At 71.4% G+C, this 23,711-nt stretch carries 27 protein-coding genes; 17 read left to right on the plus strand and 10 right to left on the minus strand.

The window, feature by feature from the left end:
• Positions 1 to 6 precede the first annotated feature (6 nt).
• Positions 7 to 1,845 (minus strand): hypothetical protein, encoded by a 1,839-nt coding sequence (locus EXE45_RS00935; protein ID WP_137693274.1) that lies wholly within the window; start codon positions 1,843 to 1,845, stop codon positions 7 to 9.
• Positions 1,846 to 2,010: 165 nt separating this feature from the next.
• Here EXE45_RS00935 and EXE45_RS00940 point away from each other — a divergent pair, with 165 nt between their 5' ends.
• The 3 genes from EXE45_RS00940 to EXE45_RS00950 all read left to right on the plus strand — a co-directional run bounded on the left by EXE45_RS00940 (position 2,011) and on the right by EXE45_RS00950 (position 3,817).
• The gene (locus tag EXE45_RS00940; RefSeq protein ID WP_092922695.1) at positions 2,011 to 2,811 is read left to right on the plus strand and encodes an alanyl-tRNA editing protein; all 801 of its coding nucleotides are present in this window, start codon (positions 2,011 to 2,013) and stop codon (positions 2,809 to 2,811) included.
• 68 nt (positions 2,812 to 2,879) lie between these two features.
• Positions 2,880 to 3,200, plus strand: a complete 321-nt coding sequence (locus EXE45_RS00945) for a transcription factor S (protein WP_092922692.1) — start codon at positions 2,880 to 2,882, stop codon at positions 3,198 to 3,200.
• 74 nt (positions 3,201 to 3,274) lie between these two features.
• On the plus strand, positions 3,275 to 3,817 hold the full coding sequence (locus tag EXE45_RS00950; RefSeq protein ID WP_137693275.1) for a hypothetical protein: 543 nt from the start codon (positions 3,275 to 3,277) through the stop codon (positions 3,815 to 3,817).
• 4 nt (positions 3,818 to 3,821) lie between these two features.
• Here EXE45_RS00950 and EXE45_RS00955 read toward each other — a convergent pair whose 3' ends face one another.
• From EXE45_RS00955 to EXE45_RS00965, 3 genes are all read right to left on the minus strand, one after another.
• Positions 3,822 to 4,361, minus strand: coding sequence for a hypothetical protein (locus tag EXE45_RS00955; protein WP_137693276.1), 540 nt, complete (start codon positions 4,359 to 4,361; stop codon positions 3,822 to 3,824).
• A 50-nt stretch (positions 4,362 to 4,411) separates the two neighbouring features.
• A complete protein-coding gene (locus EXE45_RS00960; protein ID WP_137693277.1) occupies positions 4,412 to 4,792 on the minus strand; it encodes a methylglyoxal synthase in 381 nt (126 codons plus the stop codon).
• Positions 4,793 to 4,905: 113 nt separating this feature from the next.
• On the minus strand, positions 4,906 to 6,246 hold the full coding sequence (locus EXE45_RS00965; protein ID WP_137693351.1) for a hypothetical protein: 1,341 nt from the start codon (positions 6,244 to 6,246) through the stop codon (positions 4,906 to 4,908).
• A gap of 231 nt (positions 6,247 to 6,477) precedes the next feature.
• On the opposite strand from EXE45_RS00965, the gene EXE45_RS00970 reads away from it, so the two are divergent.
• The 3 genes from EXE45_RS00970 (at position 6,478) to EXE45_RS00980 (ending at position 10,691) form a co-directional block, all read left to right on the plus strand.
• Positions 6,478 to 6,852 carry a cupin domain-containing protein gene (locus tag EXE45_RS00970; RefSeq protein WP_092922680.1) on the plus strand — a complete coding sequence of 125 codons (375 nt, stop codon included), beginning with the start codon at positions 6,478 to 6,480 and terminating at the stop codon, positions 6,850 to 6,852.
• 123 nt (positions 6,853 to 6,975) lie between these two features.
• Positions 6,976 to 9,084, plus strand: a complete 2,109-nt coding sequence (locus tag EXE45_RS00975) for a hydantoinase/oxoprolinase family protein (protein ID WP_241989407.1) — start codon at positions 6,976 to 6,978, stop codon at positions 9,082 to 9,084.
• Positions 9,081 to 10,691, plus strand: coding sequence for a hydantoinase B/oxoprolinase family protein (locus tag EXE45_RS00980; protein WP_092922677.1), 1,611 nt, complete (start codon positions 9,081 to 9,083; stop codon positions 10,689 to 10,691). The genes EXE45_RS00975 and EXE45_RS00980 overlap by 4 nt, the downstream gene beginning before the upstream one ends.
• Before the next feature lie 30 nt (positions 10,692 to 10,721).
• Here the strand turns inward: EXE45_RS00980 and EXE45_RS00985 are convergent, their stop codons facing one another.
• Entirely contained in the window at positions 10,722 to 12,647 is a 1,926-nt protein-coding gene (locus EXE45_RS00985) for a beta-CASP ribonuclease aCPSF1 (RefSeq protein ID WP_092922674.1), read from the minus strand.
• Between the two features lie 228 nt (positions 12,648 to 12,875).
• On the opposite strand from EXE45_RS00985, the gene EXE45_RS00990 reads away from it, so the two are divergent.
• Entirely contained in the window at positions 12,876 to 13,430 is a 555-nt protein-coding gene (locus tag EXE45_RS00990; protein WP_137693278.1) for a hypothetical protein, read from the plus strand.
• A gap of 13 nt (positions 13,431 to 13,443) precedes the next feature.
• Here EXE45_RS00990 and EXE45_RS00995 read toward each other — a convergent pair whose 3' ends face one another.
• The 5 genes from EXE45_RS00995 to EXE45_RS01015 are packed head-to-tail and all read right to left on the minus strand — an operon-like array spanning position 13,444 to position 17,045.
• Positions 13,444 to 14,349, minus strand: coding sequence for an SDR family oxidoreductase (locus tag EXE45_RS00995; protein ID WP_137693279.1), 906 nt, complete (start codon positions 14,347 to 14,349; stop codon positions 13,444 to 13,446).
• A gap of 53 nt (positions 14,350 to 14,402) precedes the next feature.
• Positions 14,403 to 15,173: an archaeal proteasome endopeptidase complex subunit alpha gene (psmA, locus tag EXE45_RS01000; protein ID WP_092922665.1), complete on the minus strand. Its 771-nt coding sequence runs from the start codon at positions 15,171 to 15,173 to the stop codon at positions 14,403 to 14,405.
• Between the two features lie 4 nt (positions 15,174 to 15,177).
• Complete coding sequence (locus EXE45_RS01005) at positions 15,178 to 15,657, minus strand: Rpp14/Pop5 family protein (RefSeq protein ID WP_137693280.1); 480 nt, start codon at positions 15,655 to 15,657, stop codon at positions 15,178 to 15,180.
• Between the two features lie 10 nt (positions 15,658 to 15,667).
• Positions 15,668 to 16,291 (minus strand): class I SAM-dependent methyltransferase, encoded by a 624-nt coding sequence (locus EXE45_RS01010; RefSeq protein ID WP_092922659.1) that lies wholly within the window; start codon positions 16,289 to 16,291, stop codon positions 15,668 to 15,670.
• Positions 16,275 to 17,045 (minus strand): RNase P subunit p30 family protein, encoded by a 771-nt coding sequence (locus EXE45_RS01015; RefSeq protein ID WP_137693281.1) that lies wholly within the window; start codon positions 17,043 to 17,045, stop codon positions 16,275 to 16,277. Before EXE45_RS01015 ends, EXE45_RS01010 begins: the two co-directional genes overlap by 17 nt.
• Positions 17,046 to 17,157: 112 nt before the next feature.
• Between EXE45_RS01015 and EXE45_RS01020 the strand changes: the two genes are divergently transcribed.
• The 10 genes from EXE45_RS01020 (at position 17,158) to ftsY (ending at position 23,644) form a co-directional block, all read left to right on the plus strand.
• On the plus strand, positions 17,158 to 17,442 hold the full coding sequence (locus EXE45_RS01020) for a DUF357 domain-containing protein (protein ID WP_137693282.1): 285 nt from the start codon (positions 17,158 to 17,160) through the stop codon (positions 17,440 to 17,442).
• Between the two features lie 123 nt (positions 17,443 to 17,565).
• A complete protein-coding gene (locus EXE45_RS01025) occupies positions 17,566 to 18,684 on the plus strand; it encodes a M20 family metallopeptidase (protein WP_092922650.1) in 1,119 nt (372 codons plus the stop codon).
• Between the two features lie 93 nt (positions 18,685 to 18,777).
• Positions 18,778 to 18,930 (plus strand): 50S ribosomal protein L39e, encoded by a 153-nt coding sequence (locus tag EXE45_RS01030; protein WP_004050128.1) that lies wholly within the window; start codon positions 18,778 to 18,780, stop codon positions 18,928 to 18,930.
• Positions 18,931 to 19,209 carry a 50S ribosomal protein L31e gene (locus EXE45_RS01035; RefSeq protein WP_092922647.1) on the plus strand — a complete coding sequence of 93 codons (279 nt, stop codon included), beginning with the start codon at positions 18,931 to 18,933 and terminating at the stop codon, positions 19,207 to 19,209.
• 1 nt (position 19,210) lies between these two features.
• Entirely contained in the window at positions 19,211 to 19,876 is a 666-nt protein-coding gene (locus EXE45_RS01040; RefSeq protein WP_092922644.1) for a translation initiation factor IF-6, read from the plus strand.
• Between the two features lie 76 nt (positions 19,877 to 19,952).
• A complete protein-coding gene (locus EXE45_RS01045) occupies positions 19,953 to 20,927 on the plus strand; it encodes an ABC transporter ATP-binding protein (protein ID WP_137693283.1) in 975 nt (324 codons plus the stop codon).
• Positions 20,924 to 21,739, plus strand: a complete 816-nt coding sequence (locus EXE45_RS01050) for an ABC transporter permease (protein ID WP_092922638.1) — start codon at positions 20,924 to 20,926, stop codon at positions 21,737 to 21,739. Before EXE45_RS01045 ends, EXE45_RS01050 begins: the two co-directional genes overlap by 4 nt.
• Before the next feature lie 160 nt (positions 21,740 to 21,899).
• Complete coding sequence (gene rpl18a / locus EXE45_RS01055; protein WP_092922635.1) at positions 21,900 to 22,076, plus strand: 50S ribosomal protein L18Ae; 177 nt, start codon at positions 21,900 to 21,902, stop codon at positions 22,074 to 22,076.
• Positions 22,076 to 22,531: a prefoldin subunit alpha gene (pfdA, locus tag EXE45_RS01060; protein ID WP_092922632.1), complete on the plus strand. Its 456-nt coding sequence runs from the start codon at positions 22,076 to 22,078 to the stop codon at positions 22,529 to 22,531. The genes rpl18a and pfdA overlap by 1 nt, the downstream gene beginning before the upstream one ends.
• 15 nt (positions 22,532 to 22,546) lie before the next feature.
• Positions 22,547 to 23,644, plus strand: a complete 1,098-nt coding sequence (ftsY, locus tag EXE45_RS01065) for a signal recognition particle-docking protein FtsY (RefSeq protein ID WP_137693284.1) — start codon at positions 22,547 to 22,549, stop codon at positions 23,642 to 23,644.
• Positions 23,645 to 23,711 lie beyond the last annotated feature (67 nt).

The following is a 23,711-nucleotide window of genomic DNA, read 5'->3' on the forward strand; positions in this document are numbered from 1 at the left end:
CCGAACTCAGTCCGACTCCACGACCACGCCGTGCGTGGAGACGTGGAGGTAGCTCACGACGGGGACCGTCTCGCCGTCGAACGGTTGGTGCGTGCGCAGCGCCTCGTCGTAGTGGATCTCGATGTCGCCGTCGTCGAACGAGAACCGCCGGAAGGTGAACGACCCCTTGATCGTCATCCCGTCTTCCAGTTCCACGTCGCTTTGCGGGGCGTAGAACACTCCGGTGAACCGGATCCGGTCGCCGTCGTCTTCCCCGCCGGCCATCTCCACTTCGTCGCCGCTCGAATACAGCCAGAGGTTGCTCGCCACGTCGCCGTCGGCAGCGACCGTCACCGGTCCGTTCAGGTCGATATCGCCGGTGTTGTAGATGTCGAGCCGGGTGTTCTCAGCCGTCGCTATCGAGGCCGTGCCCTGAACGGTGATCGAGTCGTCGACGTACAGTTCCGCACGCCCGCCGCCGGAGGCCCTGACCGAGGCGCTACCGCTCAGATCGAGCCCCTCGTCGACCAGCACCGTGACGTTCCCGCTCCCGGTCTCGACGTCGAGCGTCGCCGTCTCGTCGCCCTCGACCGTCACCGAGCCGGCGACGTGAATCGTCGCTCCGTCGGTGACCCGGAGCGTCGCGCGCTCGGAGACGGAGACGTCGCCGTCGACGTACGTGTTCTCGTCGATCGTCAGCGTCTCGTCGCCCGACAGATCGATGCCCGTCGACTGATTCGGCGCGTTGTCCGCGAGGTTCCGCTCTCTCACGCCGTCGATCCGCTGTCTGATCCCGCCCTCGACCGGTGCGAGCTGGTCGAACGCGGTCTCGATACGGCGCTCGCCGCTGACGTTCAGCTTGGCCGACTGTCCGGGCGGAATGTTGTACGACTCGGCCGTCAGGTTTCCGCGAATTCTGACCGTCTCGGTGTTTCCGCCGCCGCCCTTAGTGAGCGCGAAGTCGCCCCGGGTCTGGATGCTCGCGCCGTCGCCGGGCGTCTGGGAGCCGTAGGTCCCGTTACTCGAGTTGTAGCTGTCGGCGTACAGCCAGTCGACGTCCCCCATCTGGAGCTCGGAGCGCCCCGTCGCCGAGACGCTCGCGCTGAGCGTCGGGTGGACGGTCGCGGTGCGGAGCAGAATCCGCACCCGGTCGTCGTCGAGTTCGGCCACCGCCGCGTTCGTCCGCGACTCGAAGAACCGCCCCCACGCGTCGGCGTACTCGCTTTGAACCGTAATCTCGACGGTCACGTTGCTGTCGGAGAGCGGGTTCCCGTAGTCCGCGTTCGGGAACACCGACGCGGCGCCGGACGCGCTCTCGGTGATCCGAACGGTGTCGCCCAGCCGCCCCGACCCGTTCTCGATCGTCACCAGCGGGAGCGTGAGCGTCTCGGGCCCGTCGGTCCCGCGGTAGTGGAACTCCGGCGGCGACACCATCTCCGAGCCGCCGTCGCCGTTCGAGCGCCACACGCCGCCGCCCTGATACGCGACGGTGCTGCCGCCGCGCTCGTAAACGATCGCGCCGAGCGCGATCCGGTTCGCGTACGTCCCGTTCTCGCCGCCGCTCACCTCGATCCGCAGCCAGCCGGCGCCCTCGTCGACGCGGAGGCCGGCGCTCCGGCCGACGTCCACCCGGACCCGCTGCGACGGCGACCCCCCGTGCGCGACGAGGCTGGCCTTCGAGTCCAGCTGCGTCATCGCCCCCTCGACGCGCTGGAGGTCCGCGGTCCGCTGGGCGTCGTCGAGCGCGGCGCCGCCGAGCGCGACCGTGGTGCCGACGACCGCGACCGTCAACCCCAACAGCAGCACCGTGCCGAGCACCTCGCTCTGCGCGCGCTCGGTCGGCGCTCCCCGCTCTCCTCGTTCCATGCCCCTCCGTAGGTCCGAGCCGCTCATAAACGTGGACACCCGGCTATCAGTCGCGATAGCCCGAGACGGGACCTTCGGCGGTCGACGACCGCCCGACGGCTCCGCACGGCGATCGGCCCCTCGTGGAACCGTACATATTTCTCGCCGGCGACCGTTCCCGCACCCGTGACCGAGCGACTCTACCTCGCGGACGACGCGGTGACGACGTTCGAGGCGACCGTCGAGCGCGTCCTCTCGAATCCGGACCGGCTCGTCCTCGACCGGACCCACTTCTATCCGACCGGCGGCGGCCAGCCCCACGACACCGGGGCGATTCGGGCGGTCGACGGAGGCGGCGACTTCCGGGTCGTCGACGTCGAAATGGCGGACACGGTCCACCACGAGGTCGAGCCGCTGTCCGAGGGCGACGACGCGGGCGACGCGGGCGAAGCGCCCGCGCTCCCGGAGCCCGGAACCGACGTGACCTGCGAGATCGACGCCGACCGCCGCGAGGCGCACTCGCGATACCACACCGCACAACACCTGCTGTCGGCGCTGCTGCTCGACGAGTTCGACGCGCCGACGACCGGCAACCAGCTGTATCACGATCGAGCGCGCATCGACGTCGCCTACGACCGGTTCACCGACGACGACCTCGACCGCGTCGAGGCGCGACTCAACGACCTCGTCGACGACGGGCGCGGGGTGTCCAGCTACACGATGGACCGCGAGACGGCGGAGGCGACGCTCGACACCGACCGGACGCGGATCGACCTCCTCCCGGACTCGATCGAGGAACTCCGGATCGTCGAGATCGCGGGGGCCGACGGCGACGACGACCCCTACGACCGAACCGCCTGCGCCGGGACGCACGTCGCGAACACGGCCGACATCGGCGAGGTCGTCGTCACCGGCCGGGAGACGAAGGGCCCGGACGAAGAGCGCGTCCGCTTCGCGCTCGCCGAGCACGTCGACGGCGGCGAGTGAGGGTCTCGGGGACGCTCTCGGTCGTCCGCGATCCCGCCGCTTATATACGATCCGCGGTAGGTTCGGGCATGAAGTTCTGCGACGAGTGCGGCTCCATGATGAAATCCGGCGAGGGCGAGGACCACTGGGTGTGCGGCTCCTGCGGCTCCGAGATCGGGCGCGACGACGGCGACGACGAGTGGACGACCCAGTCGCAGGTCGAGTCCGAGATCGTCGACGTGAGCGACGCCGAGGACAAGGGGCTCCCGACGACGACGGCCCGGTGTCCCGAGTGCGACAACGACCAGGCGTACTGGTACATGCAGCAGATCCGCGCGGCCGACGAGTCCGAGACCCGCTTTTTCGTCTGTACCGAGTGCGAACACAAGTGGCGCGAAGACGACCACTGAACGGCCCGCCTTCGTCCGAGCACCGCGCCACCCGTCGCCGTCCGTTTTATCTCCGTCCGGAGAGAGGTGCGTCCATGGAGCCACCGGTCGTCCCGCGCGACCGCCTCGACGGGTGGACGCTCGTCGCGGAGACCACGGAGCGTCCCTTCGAGGCGGGCCCGGTGTCGGTCACGGCGGGAACGACCCGGTACGAGCGCGAGACGCCGCCGCCGCGCCCGTTCTTCTTCGCGAGCCGACTCCGTATCTCGCCGGGCGCCGGACCGAACCCCGCCCTGACCCGACTCGTCGAGTCGCGGGCCCGAGAGGGGTTCCGCGACCGACTCGCAGACCGGCGTATCACGGGCCTCGAACACCGAGACGACAGGCCGCTCGACGTCGACGACCCGAACGCGTCGCGCGCGACGCTTTCCGTGTTCCGCGGGCGCTGCGCGGTCGACGGCGAGCGGGTGCCGGTGGAGGCGCCGCTCGCGGTGTGGACGTCGGGAGAGTACCTGCTCGCCGGCGGTGCGTATCCGACCGGCGACGGGTCCGAGGCGACGCGGCGGGAGTTGCTGGCGCTGGTGCGCGGCGTCCGGCCGCGATCCGACGCCGGCGACGGCTCGGAACGCTCGGACTGACCGATCAGCAGGCGACCGCGCCCGCGCTCGACCCGATCGGCGACCCGTCGTCCTCGTACTCCGCGTCGCCGACGGCGCCCTCGAACATCGGCAGTCGCAGCTCGTAGGTGTACAACACGTCGAACGCCGCGAACGGGTCGACCCCGTTCGCGAACGCCTCCCGGGCGGTCAGCCTGACGCCCGCGGCGAGCGTCACGATCGATTCGTCGCCGAGCCGACCGGCGGTTTCGAGACCGAACTCGTTGCCTGCGGCGGGATCGGTCAGCACGGAGAGGTGGATCACCGCCGCCATCGTCGCGCCTCCCTTGCCGCCGCCGATCGAAATCGGATACCCCTCGCCGCTGAAACACCGCGTGATCGGGGTGATCCCCTCGTTCGCGTCGACGCCCGGCCCGACGGTCGCGGGACCGCCCGAGGAATCCGCGGCCGACGGCTGAGCGAGCGACTCCACTCCCGCGGTCTGCCCCGCGGCCGCGCCGACGCCGGCGGTCGCTACGACGACCAGTAGCGACAGCGCGACGGCCCGAGACCCCGGGCGATCCATTATCACTCCCTCCTTCGCCGGACTCACTTAAATCGTCGCCGGCGCCGGTATCAGTCGAGAGAATCGGAGCCAAGCAGCCCTTCGACCAGCAGCTCCGCGGACGCGACGTTCGTCGCCAGCGGCACGTCCTTCACGTCGCAGACGCGCAGCAGCGCCGAGATGTCCGGCTCGTGGGCCTGTGCGGTCAGCGGGTCGCGGAGGAACACGACCCCGTCGATCCGGTCGCTCGCGATCATCGCACCGATCTGGAGGTCGCCGCCGAAGGGCCCCGAGGCCTGGCGGTTCACCGAGAGGCCGGTCGCCTCCGAAATCCGCTTGCCCGTCGTGCCGGTCGTCACCAGTTCACACTCGTCGAGGGCCTCGGCGTGCGTCTCGACGAACGCGACCATCTCGTCTTTCAGCTCGTCGTGTGCGATGAGCGCGACGCGCATACGGTGCGCTCATCGCGGGGTCGCTTAAACGCTCGCCTCGACGCGGTCCTCGAAACGCTCGCCTCGACGCGGTCCTCGTCCCGGCTCACGCGTCGCGGCCGCGACCGACTCGCTTAGCCGTCGCTCGCGTCCGCACCGGCGACCGCACCGCGCGGGGCGAACCGCCCGAGCGCGACGCGGACCAGCGTGCCGGGGCTGTGGCGGCGGATCACCGAGAGCGCGTTGACCGCGAAGACGACGACGCCGAGCGTCACCAGCGACATCCCGGCGAGCGCCGGTCCTCGGGCCCCGCCCCCGAGCGTCGTCCCGGACGCGCCCGCGAGGAGGTCGGCGGCGACGACGAGCGCGGTCCCGGCGAACAGCAGCGTCCCGTCTGCGGCCGCGAGCCGGTCGTCGTAGAGGTCGTCGACCATCGGCACCGCCTCGAAGCCGAGCCGGTCGCTGTACCGGCGGACCCAGACGACGAACGGGACGACGTGGTACAGCGTTCCGAGGATCACGAACCCGATCACGCCGAGGAGCAGCAGCGGCGCGCTGCCGGGGCCGCCGAGGACGTGATCGGGGGCGGTCGGCGACCGGAGCCACGCGGGCGCGGCGGTCGCGGCCCACGCCGCGAGCGCGAGCGCGACGACCGCGTACCGCGCGTGCATCGGCGTGCGCTCGACGCGCATCTCGTAGAGCCGACGGACGAGGACGACCGCGAACGCCAGCGCGGCGAGCAGGATCAGGGCCGCGCCGACGCGAGCGAGCGCGACGACGCCGACCAGCCGACCCGCCGCGAGCGCGACGACGCCGACCGGGTGGCCGACCTCCTCGACCGCGCGGAGCCCGCCGTCGATCCCGTGGAGCTCGGTCTGCGTGAACATCGTGCCGAGCTGGTAGAGGGCGCCGTAGATGGTCGTGAGCACCGCGCCGAAGACGGCGAGGGTGACGTGCGCGCCGCGGATGCCGGCGTGCGAGACCCCGACCCCGGCGAGGAACCCGGACCCGAGGTCCGCCGCGAGGAGGACGCCGAGCCCGGTCAGGCCGACGAAGAAGGCGAGCGCGACGGCGAAGTGGCGCTCGGTCACGTCGAACTCCTCGACCGTCGCGAGCGTCCGCCCGACGTTGTAGACGAACGCCCAGAAGCCGACGAGCATGACGGCCCCGAACCCCGCGAGCCACGGGAGTCGGCCCAGCGCGAGCGCGGCCGCGAACCCGACCAGCCCGCCGACGACGAGCGCGAGCTGGACGCTCGCGAGCCGCCGCGAGCGGAGCGTCGTCCCCGACCACACCGGGACGAACTGCGTCATCGCGCCCATGATCGTCACGCACACCCACCCGACCAGCAGGAGGTGGACGTGGACGAGGCCGCCGAGCCCCGGCACGCTCTCGACGACGAGCCCGATCCCGACGAGCAGGGCGCCGACGAGGAGGGCGAGCCCGACGAGGAAATGCCGAAGCGGCACCGTCATCGGCGGCCCCTTCGCCGCGTCGATTCCGCCCGGAACTGCGCCCATGTTCGGATCACGAACCGCCGCCGCCCTCCGACTGTTCCCGAAGATGTTCGCGGGCTCGTCGGAGCGCGGGAGTACCCCGTCGCCGGACGCGACGCGCGTTGTCGCCGGTTCCCCGTCACCGGGTCCCCGTCGACGGGGAAGATGTTCGGCACAACGCGGGTACCGGCGGGACGCGGACGGTGGGGCATGACCGCGACCAGCGTCGAGGCCGAGCGCGAGTACGACGACCAGCGCTTCACCGCCCGCGAGGTGTCTCGCACGGAGCGATCGAAGACGGTCTGCGGCTACTTCGAACCGGACCAGTTCATTCCCGTCCACGCGCCCGACAGCGACGTGACCGTCGTCGTCCGGTCCGGCGAGGGAGTCGTCCGCGACGGCGACGAGGAGCATGCCGTTTCCCCCGGGTCGGTGGTCACGGTCCCCGCCGGCGAAGACCGGGGCGTCCGGGCCGACGGGACGCGACTGGAGGCGGTCCTCGTCACCGCGCCGCCTCCGACGGACCAGGAGCACGAGCCGGTCCGACGGGGGCTGAGGACCGGGACGTTCGACCCCGACGGGTGAGCGGAGCGCGCGCGACGGCACGCGCTTAAGTCCGTCCGGTAACGAGGGGGCTCCATGCCACGCGACCGAGACACCGCGCCGCTCGGCGTCCGGAGCCCCCGAGGCGCCGTCGGGGTGTCGTAGATGGGCGGACGATCGACGGACGACCGGGCGACCGGTGGACGATCGACGGGCGACCGGGCGACCGGTGGACGATCGACGGGCGACCGGGCGACCGACGGACGACAGACGGACGGTCGAGCGATCGGCGTCGACGTCGGCGGGACGTTCACCGACGTGGCGCTCTCGCTCGGCGGCGACCTCGTCACCGCGAAGGTGCCGAGCACCGCGGACCAGAGCGAGGGCGTCGCGGCCGGCATCGAGACGGCCTGCGAGGCGGCTGGGATCGACCCCGAGAGCGTGACGGAGTTCTCCCACGCGATGACCGTCTCCGTCAACGCGCTGTTGGAGGGCGACGGCGCGCGGACCGCCCTCGTGACGACCGAGGGGTTCCGCGACGTGCTGGAGATCGGCCGGCAGACCCGACCGTCCCTGTACGACCTCGACGCCGAGAAGCCGGCGCCGCTCGTCCCTCGACGCCGCCGGTTCGAGGTCTCCGAGCGGTCGACCGTCGACGGGGTCGAGCGTCCGGTCGACGACGCGGCGATCGAGTCGGTCGTCGCCGACCTCCGCGACGCCGAGGTCGAGTCCGTCGCGGTCTGCCTGCTCCACGCCTACGCGCATCCCGACAGCGAGGAACGCGTCGCGGACGCGCTGCGCGACGCGCTCGACGTCCCGGTGTCCGCCTCCCACGAGGTGCTCCCGGAGTTCCGCGAGTACGAGCGCACCTCGACGACGGTCGTCGACGCCTACGTGCGCCCGGCGATCGACGGCTACGTCGGTCGCCTCACCGAGCGAGCGCGGGACCTGGGTCTCCCGCAGCCGCGGATCATGCAGGCCAACGGCGGCGTCACCGACGCCGACACGGTCAGGCGAAACGCCGTGACGACCGTCCTCTCGGGCCCCGCCGCGGGCGTCGTGGGCGCGAGCGCGACGGCGGCGACCGCCGACGACCGCGACGGGCTGATCACCTTCGACATGGGCGGCACCTCCAGCGACGTCAGCCTCGTCCGCGACGGCGAGGTCGAGCGGACGACGGAGGCGACCATCGCCGACCGACCGATCGGCACGCCGATGGTCGACGTCGAGACGGTGGGCGCGGGCGGCGGCTCGATCGCGTGGGTCGATTCCGGGGGCGCGCTCCGGATCGGCCCGCGCTCGGCCGGCGCGGATCCCGGGCCCGCCTGCTACGGCAAGGGCGGTACCGAGCCGACCGTCACGGACGCGGACCTCGTGTTGGGGTACGTCGGGGCGGACACCGACCTCGGCGGCGACCTGTCGCTCGACGCGGCGGCCGCCCGCGACGCCCTCGCCCGCCTCGCGGACGAGGCCGGGATGGAGGGCCCGGTCGCGGCCGCGCTGGGCGTCCACCGCGTCGCGAACGCGGACATGACCCGGGCGATCCGATCAGTCACCGTTGAGCGCGGTCACGACCCGCGTGAGTTCGGGCTCGTCGCGTTCGGCGGCGCGGGGCCGATGCACGCGGTCTCGATCGCCGACGGCCTCGACGTCGAGCGCGTCGTCGTCCCGCACGCGTCCGGCGTTCTGTCGGCCTACGGGCTGCTCGCGGCCGACGAGACCCGAGACGCGGTGCGGACGCACCAGGGACCGCTCGCCGAGGTCGACCCGGACGCGGTCGACGCCGTCTACGGGGAACTGCTCGACCGGCTGCTGAGCGAGGTGAGCGACCCGGACGCGGCGCGGCTGGAGTACGCCGCGGACTGCCGGTACGCCGGGCAGAGCTTCGAGCTCACCGTCGACGTCGAGCGACCGTTCGACCCCGCGGCGGTCGGCGAGCGGTTCGCGGCGGCCCACGAGTCGGCGTACGGCTACCGGGCCGACGAGCCCGTCGAGCTCGTGAACTGTCGCGCGACGGCGACCGTCCCCCGGAGTGCGCCGGCGATCGAGTCGGTCGGCGGCGACGACGCCGCCCCCCGGACGACGCGCGAGGCGGTGTTCCCGGACGGGCGCCGCGAGACGCCGGTCTACGACCGAGAGCGGTTCCCGGCCGCCGAACCGATCGAGGGGCCAGTCGTGGTCGAGGGGCCGGAGAGCACGGTCGTCGTCCCGCCCGCGTGGCGCGTGCGACTCCGCGACGACGGCGCGCTGGTGGCGGAGGTGAGCGACGCGTGAGCGACGCGGAGACCGGCCCGGACGTCGACCCGGTCACGCTGGAGATCCTCCGCAACCAGCTGGAGAGCGTCGCGGCCGAGATGGGACACGTGCTGATCCGCGGCGCGTACTCGCCGAACATCAAGGAGCGACAGGACTGCTCGACGGCGCTGTTCGACGCCGACGGCCGGATGGTGGCACAGGCCGAACACATCCCCGTACACCTCGGCGCGATGCCGGACGCGGTCGAGGTCGTCCTCGAGAAGGACCCGAAACCGGGGGACGTGTTCGTCGTCAACGACCCGTTCGCCGGGGGGACGCACCTCCCGGACGTCACGCTGGTCTCGACGGTCGCGCCCGACGACGAGATCGTCGGGTACGCGGTGTCTCGCGCGCACCACGCCGACGTCGGCGGGAGCGCGCCGGGGAGCATGCCGCCCGGCGCGCGCGAGATATACGAGGAGGGGCTCCGGCTCCCGGCGGTCCGGCTCGTCGACGGCGGCGAGCCGAACGAGGCCGTCCGCGACCTGATCCTCGCTAACGTCCGCACGCCGGACGAGCGCGAGGCGGACCTCCGGGCGCAGCGCGCCGCGAACGCGCGCGCCGAGGAGCGCGTCGGGGAACTGCTCGACGAACACGGCGACGCGCTCCTTGACGCCTTCGACGCCGTCATCGACTACTCCCGCGAGCGTGTCGAAGGCGAGCTCCGGGAACTCCCGGACGGCACCTATCGGGCGCGCGACGTCCTCGAAGGCGACGGCGTGACCGACGCGGAGATTCCGGTCGCGGTGACCGTCACCGTCGACGGCGCCGCGATCGACGTCGACTTCGCCGGCACCGCCGACCAGGTCGACGGCAACCTGAACGCCCCCTTCTCGGTCGCGAAGAGCGCGGTCTACTTCGTCGTCCGCGCGGTCACCGACCCGGAGATCCCGCCGAACCACGGCTGTTACGAACCGGTCTCCATCTCGGCCCCCGAGGGATCGCTGCTCGACCCCTCCTCCCCGGCCGCGGTCGTCGGCGGGAACGTCGAGACGAGCCAGCGCGTCACGGACGTGACGCTGGCCGCGCTCGCCGAGGCGGTACCGGACGCGATCCCCGCCGGCGGACAGGGGACGATGAACAACCTGATCGTCGGCGACCGCGGGGGCGAGTTCACCTACTACGAGACCATCGGCGGGGGCTTCGGTGCCCGTCCGAGCAGAGACGGAATGGACGGGGTTCAGGTCGGGATGACCAACACGCTCAACACCCCGGTCGAGGCGCTGGAGGCGGCGTACCCGCTCCGGGTCGAGCGGTACGCGCTGCGCCCGTCGAGCGGCGGCGACGGGCGGTACCGCGGCGGTCTCGGCCTCGAACGGACCGTCACCGTCGAGACCGACGCGACCGTCTCGCTGCTGACCGAGCGTCGCCGAACCGCCCCGCGGGGGCTCGACGGCGGCGAGGACGGCGCGACCGGTCGGAACCTGATCGACGGCGAGGCGGTCCCGGCGAAGACGGCCGTCGACGTCGCGGCCGGGACGACGGTGTCCGTTCTGACGCCGGGCGGCGGCGGGCACGGCGACCCGACCGAGCGCGACCCGGAGGCTCGCGAGCGCGACCGGCGAGACGGGAAAGTCGAGGACTGACGGCTGGCGGGGTCGAACTCGCCGGTCGGCCTACTTGAACCGGAACGTCTCCAGGTTCTTCGGCGAGAACGTCCGCATGTTGTAATCGTGGTACAGCGCCGAGGAGAGGTCCTGAACGGAGCTCTCGTCGCCGTGGACGCACAGCACCTTCTCCGGACGCGGGTTCATGGTCTTCACGAAGTTCTCTAACCCCTGTCGGTCGGCGTGGCCGGAGAAGCCGTCGACGACCTCGACGCCCATCTCCAGAGTGAGCGTGTCGCCGCGGCTCCCGCCGCCCCAGCCGTCGACCGGGATCTCGTCCCAGCCGTTCTGGATCCGGCGGCCGAGCGTCCCCTGCGCCTGGTAGCCGACGAACACGAGGTTCGAGTCCGGGTCGGGGCCGATGTGGCGGAGCCACGACATGATCGGCCCGCCCTCGATCATCCCCGAGGTGGAGATGATGATACACTCGTCGCCGTCGGTGACCTCCTGCCGCTCGTCCTCGCCGGCGTCGATGTGGTTGAACTGCTCGGCGAGGAACGGGTTCTCGTCCTCGTGGAAGATGCGGTCGCGGAGGTCGTCGCGGAGGTACTCGGGGTAGGTGGTGTGGATCGCGGTCGCCTCCCAGATCATCCCGTCGAGGTGCACCGGCATCTCCGGGATCTCGCCCTCGCGCATCGCCTCCTCCAAGACGAGCATGATCTCCTGGGAGCGCCCGACGGCGAAGGCGGGGATGACGACCTTCCCGCCCTGCTCGTACGTCTCGTTGATGACCTCCTTGAGCGCCGCCTCGGAGTCCTCCTGGTCGGTCTGGTAGTCGTTGCGGCCGCCGTAGGTGGACTCCAAGACGAGCGTCTCGACGCGCGGGAAGTCGTTGACGGCGCCGTTGAACAGCCGGGTGTCCTCGTAGTGGATGTCGCCGGAGAAGGCGACGTTGTAGAGGCCGTCGCCGATGTGGAAGTGGGTGACCGCGCTGCCGAGGATGTGGCCCGCGTTGTGGAAGGTGAGCTTCACGTCCGGGGCGACGTCGGTCACGTCCCCGTACTCGAGCGGGATGGTGTGTTTGATCGCGTCGCGGACCTGCGCGGACTCATACGGCGGCGTCCGGCCGTCCTTCGCGGCGACGTCGAGGTAGTCGAGCGTGAGGAGGCCCATCAGGTCGCGCGTCGGCTCCGTCGTGTAGATGGGGCCGTCGTACCCGTACTTGAACAGCAGCGGCACGAGCGCCGAGTGATCGAGGTGAGCGTGAGTCAGGACGACCGCGTCGAGCGTCGCCGCGCCCGCGCCGAGCGCCTCGGGCACCTGGAGGTACGGCACCTCGCCCTCCGCGCCGGGCTTGTCGCCGCAGTCGATGAGGATCCGGGTCTCGGGCGTCGAGAGGATGAAGGCCGCGCGGCCGACCTCGCGACAGCAGCCGAGCGTCGTGATCCGGACCCACTCGTCGTCGGACATCTCCTCGCGGTGGATCTGTCGGCCGACGCGCTCGAGGATGTCGCGGCGCTCCTCGCGCTCGTTCTTCAGGAAGCCGCGGACGTTCGAGACGGTGGAGGACTCTATCGGCGGCGTCCGAACGACCTCGGGCGTCCAGCCGACCTCCTGGGTGATGTCCCGTAACGTCGAGCCCCGGCGGCCGATCACCATCCCGGGCTTTTCGGCCTCGATGACGACCTCTCCGGTGTCCTCGTGGAAGTCGAGGTCAGTCACGCCGGCCTCCTCCGGGATCACCTCGCGAACCGCCTCCTCGGCGCGCGCCGGCGGGGAGAGGGCGCTGGGGTCGGGGCGGACCGTGATTCGTTTCCGGAGCTTGGAGGCGAGCCGGCGGATGAGGTCGCCGTCGCCGGCGAACTGCTTCGGGTCGCGCGTGTAGACGACCAGTTCCGGGCCCTCGTATTTCACGTCGGTGACCGTGATGCCGTTCGGGATCTCCTGTTCGATCTCTGATTTCAGGGTATCGAGCTGCTTGTCGACTTGACTCATATCTTACCGCGGGTAGTTGGGGTCGCCGCCGCCGTCGAACGCGTCCGCGCGCCGGTCCGTGGCTCGTCGCCGAACGGTCGACCGTGACGGGGTAGGCATAGTGGAAGTACTGTCCGTACTGGTTCCGTGCGCGGGAACAGCCAGCGAAAACCCGCTTGGATCACGCTACTGCCCCGCCGTTATAAAAGCCTTCGCAAAGGGCAAGCCTCGGCCGGCCCAAGACGGGCCATGCGCGTCACGCCGCAGACGGTCCGCGACGAACACGCCTGGGTCCGCGACCGCGCCGACGTGATCGTCCCGGTCATCAACGACACCCGCGACCGACTCGGCCGACTGTTCGAGACCGACGTGGACGCGGTCGCGCCCGACGGCTACCGTCGCGAGGTCGACGCCGTCTTCGCCGACGGCGAGGTCGCGGTCAACGTCGCCGGCTGCGTCGCCCTCCTCCGCGACCTCGACGTGGCGGGCGACTACCCCGGGTTCGTCGTCGACGAGGTCCTCGGCCGGGAGCTGGCCGCGACGATAGCCGGCGGGCGTCCGCTCTCGCTGCTCGCGCAGGCGACGTTCCACGTCGCGGACCCCTACGTGGATCGGGATGTCACGGCCGAGGTCGACCGGGACGCGGCGGCCGACGCGGACCGGGCCGGCGCCGGCACCGCCGGCGCGGACGACCTCGACGCCGCGCTCGCGGCGGGGTTCCAGACGCGGCTCCCCGGCTGGGACTGGCGAGAGGGAGAGAGCCCGTTCGCGGTCGACGACGAGGCCGGGGAAGGGAGTCCGTGAGAGCGGCGACCGACTACGACGTGACGTTCCTGACGAGCCCGTACGCCTTGTCGAGCAGCGCGTCGGGCAGGAACCGCGCCAGGACGCCCACGCGGGCGACCGTTCCCGGCTGAACTCGGGCCGGCGGTCGGGTCGCGCTCGCGGCGTCGTAGATGGCGTTCGCGACGAGCTCAGGCTCCACGGCGCCGGGGCCGTCGCCGCCGATCAGCTGTGCGTCCTCGAACAGCTCGTAGAACCCCTCGTACGCGGCGGTCCGGTCGATACCGTCGCGCTCCCCGGCGTCGGCCTCGCGCTCCCGGTCGTCACCCTCCGGATCGACGCCCGCCTCCGCCTGTGCGCGCTTCGAGAAGTTCGTCTTCACCGGGCCGGGCTCGACGACGACCACGTCGACGCCGAGGTCCGAGACCTCGTTGCGGAGCGCGTCGGACATCGCCTCCACGGCGAACTTCGATCCGCTGTACACGCCGCCGCCGGGCATCGATACCCGGCCCGCGACCGACGAGACGTTGACGATCGTCCCGTCGCGCTCGCGACGCATCCCGGGGAGGACCGCCCGGATCAGCCGATGCGGGCCGTACACGTTCACGTCGAACTGCTCGTGGACCCGCTCCGTCGAAACGTCCTCGATCGGCCCGAACTGGCCGTAGCCGGCGTTGTTGATCAGCGCGTCGATCGCGCCCGCCTCGTCTAGGATCCGCTCGACGACGCGGTCGACGTCGTCCTGATCGGTGACGTCGAGCGTGGCGAGCTCACAGCCCGCCTCGCCGAGCGCTTCGATGTCCGCGGGGTTCCGCGCGGTGGCGTACACGGTCCATCCCTCGTCGACGAAGGTGTGTGCCGCGGCGCGACCGATGCCCGAGGAACAGCCGGTGATGAGTACCGTCTTCTGCACGCCTCTCCGGTCTGTCTCCGACGGCATAACTCTCCCGACCGGCGGCGGGACGCCCGCCGGCGATCGGGGGAAAAGAAGCGCTACTCCCCGTCGCTTTCGCCGTCCGCCTCGTCCTCGTCGGCCGGGAGCAGGTCGCGCTCCTCGAGGACCGCCTCGATCTCGTCGGTCGGCCGCTCGGCGTACTCGGGGTCGTCGACGGTGATCGTGGCGACGCCGACGCCCTCCGGGGACAGTTCCCCGTCGTTCGACCGCGCGAGGGTATCGAGCGCGAGCCCGACCGCCTCGTCCGTGGTGAGGCCCTCCTCGTACGTCTCCTCCAGGTACTCCCGGAGGTCGCTGCGGTCCGAGCCGATCGACAGCGCCTGCCACTCGTAGGGGGTGCCAGAGGGGTCCGTCTCGAACAGGTGCGGTTCGCCGTTCTCGATCCCGCCGACGATGAGCGCGACGCCGAACGGGCGCGCGCCGCCGACCTGCGTGTACTGCTGGATGTGGTCGGTGATGCTCTTCGTCAGCGTCTCGATGCCGACAGGCTCCCCGTAGCGGAGCCGGTTCACCTGCGCCTGGCGGCGCGCGAAGTCGATGAGCTGGCGGGCGTCGGCGACGTGGCCCGCGCTCGCGACGCCGACGTGGTCGTCGGCCTTGTGGAGCTTCTCGACGCTCTCCGGTTCCATCAGCGGGGAGCGGGCGCGCTTGTCGGCCGCGAGGACGACCCCGTCCTCGGCGCGGATCCCGACGCTCGCCGTCCCCCGTTTCACCGCCTCCCGGGCGTACTCGACCTGATAGAGTCGGCCGTCCGGAGAGAAGATGGTGATGCCGCGGTCGTACGCCTGTTGTTGAGATTGGCCCTGCATGATATCACTCGGTGTCGAACGTCGTCGCGCCGACACGACCCGACTCGACCCGCAGGTCGCACGCGTCACCGCGCACGGTCGCGGACCGTTCGGCGCCTTCGAACGCGACGTCTCGCTGTGTCGAACTGGCGGTCGCGCGACGCATATATCTTTCTTCACAGGCACGCACCGTCCCCGAAATCCCCCTGACGAGGATTCCGACGGGCTCGCCGTCGACCTCGCTCACGCAGGCGACGGCGGCGCGCGCGTCGTCGACGTGGCCGTGTCTGACGCGGACGACGGCCTCGCCGGTCCCGTCCGCGTGCGCGAACGACAGCAGCGTGAGGTCGGCGTCGGCGCTGCCGGCGTCCCCGAGGAGGTTGCCGGCGCTGTACCATAGCGCGCGCTGGAACGCGCGCCGGCCGACCTCGGCGTCCGTCCACGTCTCGATCCCGACCGCGAGGTACCGCCACCGCGGGCGAAGGTGTTTCGGGAGGTGTTTCATCTCGGCACCCTCACGCCGGGAGTTCGCGGAGCCGCTCCGCGACGATCACCGCCACCTGGTCGTGGACGCGCTCGACGGCGGTCACCGCGAACCCCTCCTCGGTGAACGCCTCGACCAGCGTGCCGACGGTCGCGGGGTCGTCGACCTCGGGGCTGTAGAACGGCGCGTCCGGGTCCGGCCCCTCGAAGAAGGCGACGTCGCCGAGGGCGATCCGCCGCGCGCCGGTCTCGCTCATCACCCGGATCGCCTCGCGCTTCTCGTCGTCAGCGAGGTGGTGAAGCGCGAAGTTCGAGGTGACGACGTCGACCCGCTGGTCCGGGTCGAGGTCGGGGTCGCGGAACTCGCCGTACGCGAACTCCACGTTGTCGAGGCCGCGGTCGGCGGCCTTCCGACGACCCTCCTCCATCATCCCCTCGCTGATATCGCGCGCCAGGACGCGCTCGGCGTCCGCCGCGACCGCGAGCGCGATGGCGCCGGTCCCGGCGCCCAGATCGAGGACGACGTCGTCCGACTCGGGCGCGGCGTGGTCGATCACGAGGCTCGCGCAGGCGTGGTACTCGTCGCTCTTCGAGTCGTCGTACGCGGCCGCCTTCTCGGAGAACCGCTCGGCGTGTTCCTCAACCGTCTTCTTCATACCTGCCACGTCGGACCCCCGGCTCTATGAAGCTCTCGGAGCGGCGCTCCCGATTGCGCTCGACGATGTCACCCCACGCTCGGAGCCCCTCGCGGACCGCCTCGGCGTCGAACCCGACCGCCTCTCCCACCGAGACCAGCTCCCGCGGAGCGCGCAGTTGGAGGTGCGAGCGGGCGTTCGCGCTCACGACGTACGGCGCGTCGTAGTGATCGACGATCTCGCGGAGCTTCCGGAGGTCGGAGAGCGCCCGAACGCGCTTCCCGCCCGTCTCGCGGAGCGCCGGGCCGAAGTCGAACTCGACGTGAACGGCGTTCTCCCGCGCCGCCTTCGCGAGCACGTGGTTGAAGTCGCCGCCCCCCGCCGTCGGACGGACGAGGGCGTCGACGCGCGCCTGCTCGACGGCGAACCGGTTCAGGGCGTCGTCCCCACCGACGACGCAGACCACGGTCCGGTCGGAGCGGTAGTTCCCGACCGCGCCGGATGCGCTCGTCGGGTCGTCGGCGTCGATCTCGACCGCGTCGACGACGTCGATCCCGTACTCCTCGGCGAGGGCGTTCGGGTCTCGGACGGGGCTCTCGCCGCGGTCGCCGGCGGCCGACCCGCCGTCGCCGCCCGATCGCCCCCCGCCGGTGGCCGGATCCAGCGCGTCGCGCGAGCGGACCACGATCCCGTCGTAGCCCTGTCGTGCGGCGGTCGCGGCGTGGCGCGCGACGGTCGCCTCGCCGTCCGGGTGGGCGTGAACGGCCTCGTACATGGACCCCCGTTTCGCGGCCGAGCGTATCGGCGTTGCGCTTTCGGGACCGGGAGCGGTACAGCGCCCCCGGTCCGACCCGGCCGCTTTTGTCCGCCCGTCGGAACACTCGGGTATGCCCGCCGATCTGGAGGAGAAAACGGACCGCTACGAGCGGATGCTCGCGGACGCGCTCTCCGTCGCAGAGCCCCGTCCGCCGGCCGACACGCCGCTGGGCGAGGCCGCCGCGGACGTGACGGAGATGGCCGAGTCGTACCTCGACGACGGCCGGCACTTCCGCGAGGACGGCGACCCGGTGAACGCGCTCGCCTCGTACTCGTACGGGTACGGCTGGCTCGACGCCGGGGTCAGGCTCGGACTCTTCGCGGTGCCAGACGACACGGAGCTGTTCACGACCTGAGGCCGGCTCGGGCGCGCCGCGTCGCTCGCCCCGCGTCGCTCGCGTCGCGGCCCCTCGCGGCTCACGTCAGGGCGCCCTCGCCCCGAGGGACGCCCTTATGCGGTGCGGCGTTTCAGAGGGCGCATGGACGAACTCGGGGCCCTGACCGAGCGGCTCGTCTCGATCCCCTCCCACGAGGACGAGACGGCCGCGGGCGACGCGATCGAGGAGTGGCTGCGCGCGGAGACGGACGCGACCGTCGAGCGCGACGACGCCGGCAACGTCCTCGCGTTTGCCGGCGCGACCGACGACCCGGACGCCGACTCGCTCGCCCTCGTCGGCCACCACGACGTGGTGCCGCCCGCGCCCGAGCAGACGACCGGCGACGGCCTCGACGGCGAGTACGTCGTCGAGCGTCGCGACGGCCGGATCTACGGGCGCGGGACCGCCGACATGAAGGGGTCGGTCGCGGCCGCGATGCTCGCCTTCCGCGACGCGACGCCGCCCGCCGACCGCGAGCTGATACTCGCCTCGTTCGTCGGTGAGGAGGTCGGCGGCGAGGGGGCGCGCCACGCCATCGACGCCGGGTTCGCCCCCGACCGCGCGGTCGTCGCGGAGGGGTCGACGAACTACTCGAAGCCGGGCGTCACGGACGTGGTCGTCGCCCACCGCGGCCGGCGCGGGTCGCGGCTCGTCGCGCACGGGGCGGCCGCGCACGCCTCGGAGCCGGAGGCGGGCGAGAACGCGATCTACCGCGCCTGCGACGCGATCGACGGGGTCCGCGACCTCGACGCGCCGCGGGCGACGGTCCTCGGCAACGACGTCTCCGGGTCGCTCGCGGTCACGATCGTCGACGGCGGCGACACGTGGAACGTCATCCCGGAGCGCTGCGAGGCGACGGTCGACGAGCGCACGGTTCCCGGCGGTCGCGCGGACGTGGCGGGCGTCGCCGACGCGACGCCGGGCGTCGAGCTCGTCGTCGATCAGGACCTCCCGCCGATGGCCTGCGGGGACGCGGCCTTCGCCGACGCCGCACTCGACGTGGCCCGCGCGGTCCACGAGGAGCGCGGCCTCGACGCGCCCGAACACGTCACGAAGCCGCACGCGACCGACGCCGGATGGCTCGCCGAGGCCGGGACCGACTGTCTGGTCTGTGGCGCCTCCGAGCCGGGGCAGGCGCACACCGACACCGAGAGCGCGAGCCTGGACGTCCTCGACCGCTGCTACCGGATCTACGCGGATATCGCCGAGCGGGAACTGTAGCGGTCGCGACGGCGGCCTCGGTCGGGGTTCGGCGGCCCGGTGGCGACCCGTATGGAAGGGGTTTTATGCGCCCCGCGGAAAGTGTGCGCCACTATGGGAGACAAGTCGAAGGCTCAAAAGAAGCGTCTGGCGAAGGCGGAGCGCCAGAACACCCGCGTCCCCGCGTGGGTCATGATGAAGACGGACATGAACGTGACGCGAAACCCCAAGCGGCGCAACTGGCGCCGGAACGACCTGGACGAGTAAATGTCGACGAACGACTTCGAGGAGCGCGTCGTCACCGTCCCGCTCCGCGACGCGAAGGAGAAGCCCGTCCAGCAGCGCGCCGACTACGCGATGAAGATCACGCGACAGCACCTCGCGCAGCACTTCTCCGTCGACGAGGACGACGTGATCATCGACGGCTCGGTCAACGAGGCCGTCTGGACGAACGGGCGACAGAACCCGCCCAGCACGGTGCGGGTCCGCGCGGCTCGGTTCGTCGAGGACGGCGAGCCGGTCGTCGAGGCCGAACACGCCGAGTAACGTGTTACGGGCGACCTTCACCGGATCGTCGTACGTGGGCGTGTTCGCCCGCGCGGTCGACGACCTCCTCCTGGTTCGGCCGGACGTCGACGAGGGCCTCGCCGAGGACCTCGCGGCGGAACTCGGCGCCGAGCCGCTGCTGACGACCGTCGGACGGTCGAACACGGTCGGGGCGCTCGCGACGGGTAACGAGCACGGCGTGCTCGTCTCCTCGCGCGCGACCGAACGCGAGAAGGACCGGATCGCGGACGTCGCCGGCGTCCCGGCCGCCGAACTCCCGGGCGAGATCAACGCCGCCGGCAACGTCGTCCTCGCGAACGACTACGGCGCGTACGTCCACCCGGACCTCTCGCGCGAGGCGGTCCAGACGGTCGAGGACGCCCTCGACGTCCCCGTCACCCGCGGCGACCTCGGCGGGGTCAGGACGGTCGGCACCGCGGCGGTCGCCAACGACACGGGCGTGCTCTGTCACCCCCAGTCGACCGAGTCGGAGCTTCAGGCGGTCGAAGAGGCGCTCGACGTCCGCGCCGACCTCGGCACCGTCAACTACGGCGCGCCGCTCGTCGGCTCCGGCCTCGTCGCCACCGACGAGGGGTACGTCGTCGGCGAGGACACGACCGGCCCCGAACTCGGCCGGATCGAAGAGACGCTCGGCTTCATCGATTGAACCAGTCCTCCGTTCCCCCGTTTTCAGTTCGTCGCCGGCTCCCACATTTATAAGCCCCAGCGGAGTTGCGTGCGGCATGCCCGCTATCGAGTGCCGAGACCTGAGCAAGTACTACGGCGACGTCCGCGGGGTCGAAGACGTCTCGTTCACCGTCGAGGAGGGCGAGGTGTTCGGTTTCCTCGGGCCGAACGGCGCGGGGAAGACGACCGCGATCCGCACGCTCCTGGGATTCCTGTCCCCGACGAGCGGCGGCGGAACGCTCCTGGGACACGACGTCACCGACCCCGTCGAGTCGCGCCGCGCCCGGGAGCGGATCGGGTACCTCCCCGGCGACCCGGGGCTCGACCGCGACCGCACCGCGGCGGCGTTCCTCGACCACCAGGCGGCGCTCCGCGGCGAGTCGAGCCGCGACGGCCTCGTCGACCGGTTCGACCTGGACGAGTCGCGTCGGATCGCAGACCTCTCGCGGGGCAACCGGCAGAAGGTGGCGCTGGTGGCCGCGTTCATGCACGACCCGGATCTCCTGTTGCTCGACGAGCCGACCTCCGGGCTCGACCCGCTGCTCCAAGAGGAGTTCGCCGCCCTGGTGCGCGAACGCGTGGACGACGGGGCGAGCGTCCTCCTCTCCTCGCACGTCCTCGGCGAGGTGGCGGCGCTGTGCGACCGCGTCGGCGTCCTCAGGGATGGTCATCTCGCCGCGGTCGAGTCCGTCTCGGACCTCCGGTCTCGCGGCGGCAAACAGGTCCGCGTCCGCGTCGCGGAGGACGTCGACCGGGACGACTTCGAGGTCCGCGGCGCGATGAACCTCCGCGTCGGCGAGACCGTCTCGTTCACGTGGACCGGGGAGTACGACGCGCTGATCGACCTGCTCTCGGGGTACACCGTGCTGGACCTCGACGTCGTCGACGCCCCGCTCGAGGAGGCGTTCATGACCTTCTACGACGGCGACGTGCCGGGGCCGAGCGGGGGCGGCGGACCGAGACCGACCGGCAGCGGCGGGAGCGACGCGTCGAGGGACGCGACCGCGGGATCGGGGGGTGACGCCCGATGAGCGACCGCCCGGCGCCGTGGCTCGCGATCGCGCGCTACGACGCCGCCGGCCGGGCCCGCGGGTCGCTCGCGGTGGCGGGGCTGCTCTCGGCGGCGCTACTCCTCTTTTTGGCCTTCTACCCGTCGCTGTCGACATCCGGAGTCGACCTCGACGCCTACGTCGAGGCGTTTCCGCCGGCGGTCCGGGAGGCGTTCGGGATCATCGCCATCTCCTCCGTCGAGGGGTTCCTCGCGGTGGAGTTCTACCAGTTCGCGTGGCTGCTCTTGGTCGGCCTCTACCTCGCGTACCTCGCCGGGGGGACAATCGCCGGCGACGTCGCCTCCGGCCGGATGGACCTCACGCTGTCGGCGCCGGTCGCGCGCCGCGACGTCGTGATCGGGCGGTTCCTCGGACTGGTGCCGCTCGTCGCCCTACTGAACCTCGTGGTACCGGTCGTCGCGTACGTCGGCGTCCTCGCGGTCGGGGAGACGATCGCGGTCGAGCGGCTCGTCGCGGTCCACGCGCTCGCGGTCCCGTACCACCTGACGTGCGTCGCGTTCGGCATCGCCGTGTCGACGCTCGTCTCGCGGCCGGGGATCGCTCAGCGGGTCGCGCTCGGCGCGCTGTTCGCGCTGTTCATGCTCGAGTCGGTCGCGGCGAGCACCGACTACGCGGCGGTCGGGGATCTCAGTCCGACGGCGCACTACGACCCGTCCGCCGTCCTCGTATCGGGCGAGTACGATTCGACGGGCGCGGCGGTCCTGCTCGCGGCGACGGTCGTCCTCGTCGCGCTCGCCGTCGTTCGGTTCCGGCGCGCGGATCTCTCGGGGTGACTCGGAAGGCGGAGCCGCTCGGGAGACCTCTCGCTGGGAGGGTCCCCCGCTGAGAAGGCCCCCCGCTGGGAATATCTCCCGCTCGGAAGCCCCCCTCGTCGACGCGGCGGCCTGTCCCCCTTTAGGAAGATACTTCCCTGTCCCTGCCACATCGGGAAACATGAGTACGTACACGGTGAGTGGACGGTTCCAGAGTCGAGACGGCGATCAGCCGTTCACGAAGGATGTCGAGGCGGAAAACGAGGACCTCGCCCGCGAGCGAATCTACACCAACGTCGGGAGCCAGCACAACCGCAAGCGCACCCAGATCGACATCGAGGAGGTGTCCGAGGCATGATGGGTGGCGGACAACAGCAGCTTCAGCAGCTTTCCCAAGAGATCCAGGCGCTCGACGAGGAGATCGAGGCGCTCGAAGCCGAGATAGCCGACTACCGCGAGGAGAAGGCCGACATCGACGACGCGGTCGAGGCCATCGAGACCCTCGACACGGGCGCGACCGTTCAGGTCCCGCTCGGCGGCGGCGCGTACCTCCGCGCCGAGGTCCAGGACATCGACGAGGTCATCGTCTCGCTCGGCGGCAACTACTCCGCGGAGCAGGAGCAGGACGACGCCATCGACGTCCTCCGGCGCAAGCAGGAGGCGCTCGACGACCGCATCGAAGAGACGCAGGCGGAGGTCGAAGAGCTGGAGTCCGAGAGCGACGAGCTCGAACAGCAGGCCCAGCAGATGCAACAGCAGATGCAGCAACAGCAGATGCAGCAGATGCAGCAGACGCAGGACGGAGAGGAGTAAGACGAGGGTCAGACCGTGTTCGACGGACTGAAAGACAAGCTCTCGGGCTTCCGAGAGGACGTCGAAGCGTCGACCGAGGTCGACGAGGAGGCGTCCCCCGAGGAGGGAGCGGCCCCGGGGAGCGACGCCGACGCGAGCGACGAGGCCCCCGAAGGCGGCGCTGCGGCGACCGCCGCCGAAGCCGACGCAGTCGAGGCCGACGAGACGACCTCGGACGACGACGAACCGAGCACCTTCCAGCGCGCGAAGGCGTTCGCGACCGGGCGAATTATCATCGAGGAGGAGGACTTAGAGGAGCCGCTGTGGAACCTCGAGATGGCGCTGCTCGAAAGCGACGTGGAGATGAGCGTCGCCGAGCAGATCCTCGACAGCGTCCGCGAGAGCATGCTCGGCGAGTCCCGCAAGCAGGTCGAGACCACCGGCGAACTCGTCGAGTCGGCGCTTCACGACGCCCTCCTCGACGTCATCGCCGTCGGGCAGTTCGACTTCGAGCAGCGGATCGCCGAGGCGGACAAGCCCGTCACCATCGTCTTCACCGGCGTCAACGGCGTCGGGAAGACGACGAGCATCGCGAAGCTCTCGGAGTGGCTCGCAGACCGCGGCTACTCGTCCGTCCTCGCGAACGGCGACACCTACCGCGCGGGCGCGAACGAGCAGATCTGCGAACACGCCGACCGGCTCGGCCGGGACCTGATCAGCCACGATCAGGGCGGCGATCCGGCGGCCGTCATCTACGACGGCGTCGAGTACGCCGAGGCGAACGACATCGACGTCGTCCTCGGCGACACGGCGGGGCGGCTCCACACAAGCGACGACCTGATGGCCCAACTGGAGAAGATCGACCGCGTCGTCGACCCCGACATGACCCTCTTCGTCGACGAGGCGGTCGCGGGCCAAGACGCGGTCAACCGCGCGAAGGAGTTCGACGACGCCGCGGCGATCGACGGCGCGATCCTGACGAAGGCCGACGCCGACTCCTCGGGCGGCGCCGCCATCTCGGTCGCGTACGTCACCGGCAAGCCGATCCTCTTCCTCGGCACCGGACAGGGGTACGACGACATCACCCGGTTCGACCCCGAGGCCCTCGTCGAGAGCCTGCTCGACGAGGAGTGACCCCCGAGACGAGCTCGGTCCGGACGCTCTCCGTCTGAACGGTCTCTCCGCTCGCGTTCATCGGGAT

The sequence above is a fragment of the Halorubrum sp. SP9 genome, from assembly GCF_005435015.1.
GTDB classification, from domain to species: Archaea; Halobacteriota; Halobacteria; order Halobacteriales; family Haloferacaceae; genus Halorubrum; species Halorubrum sodomense.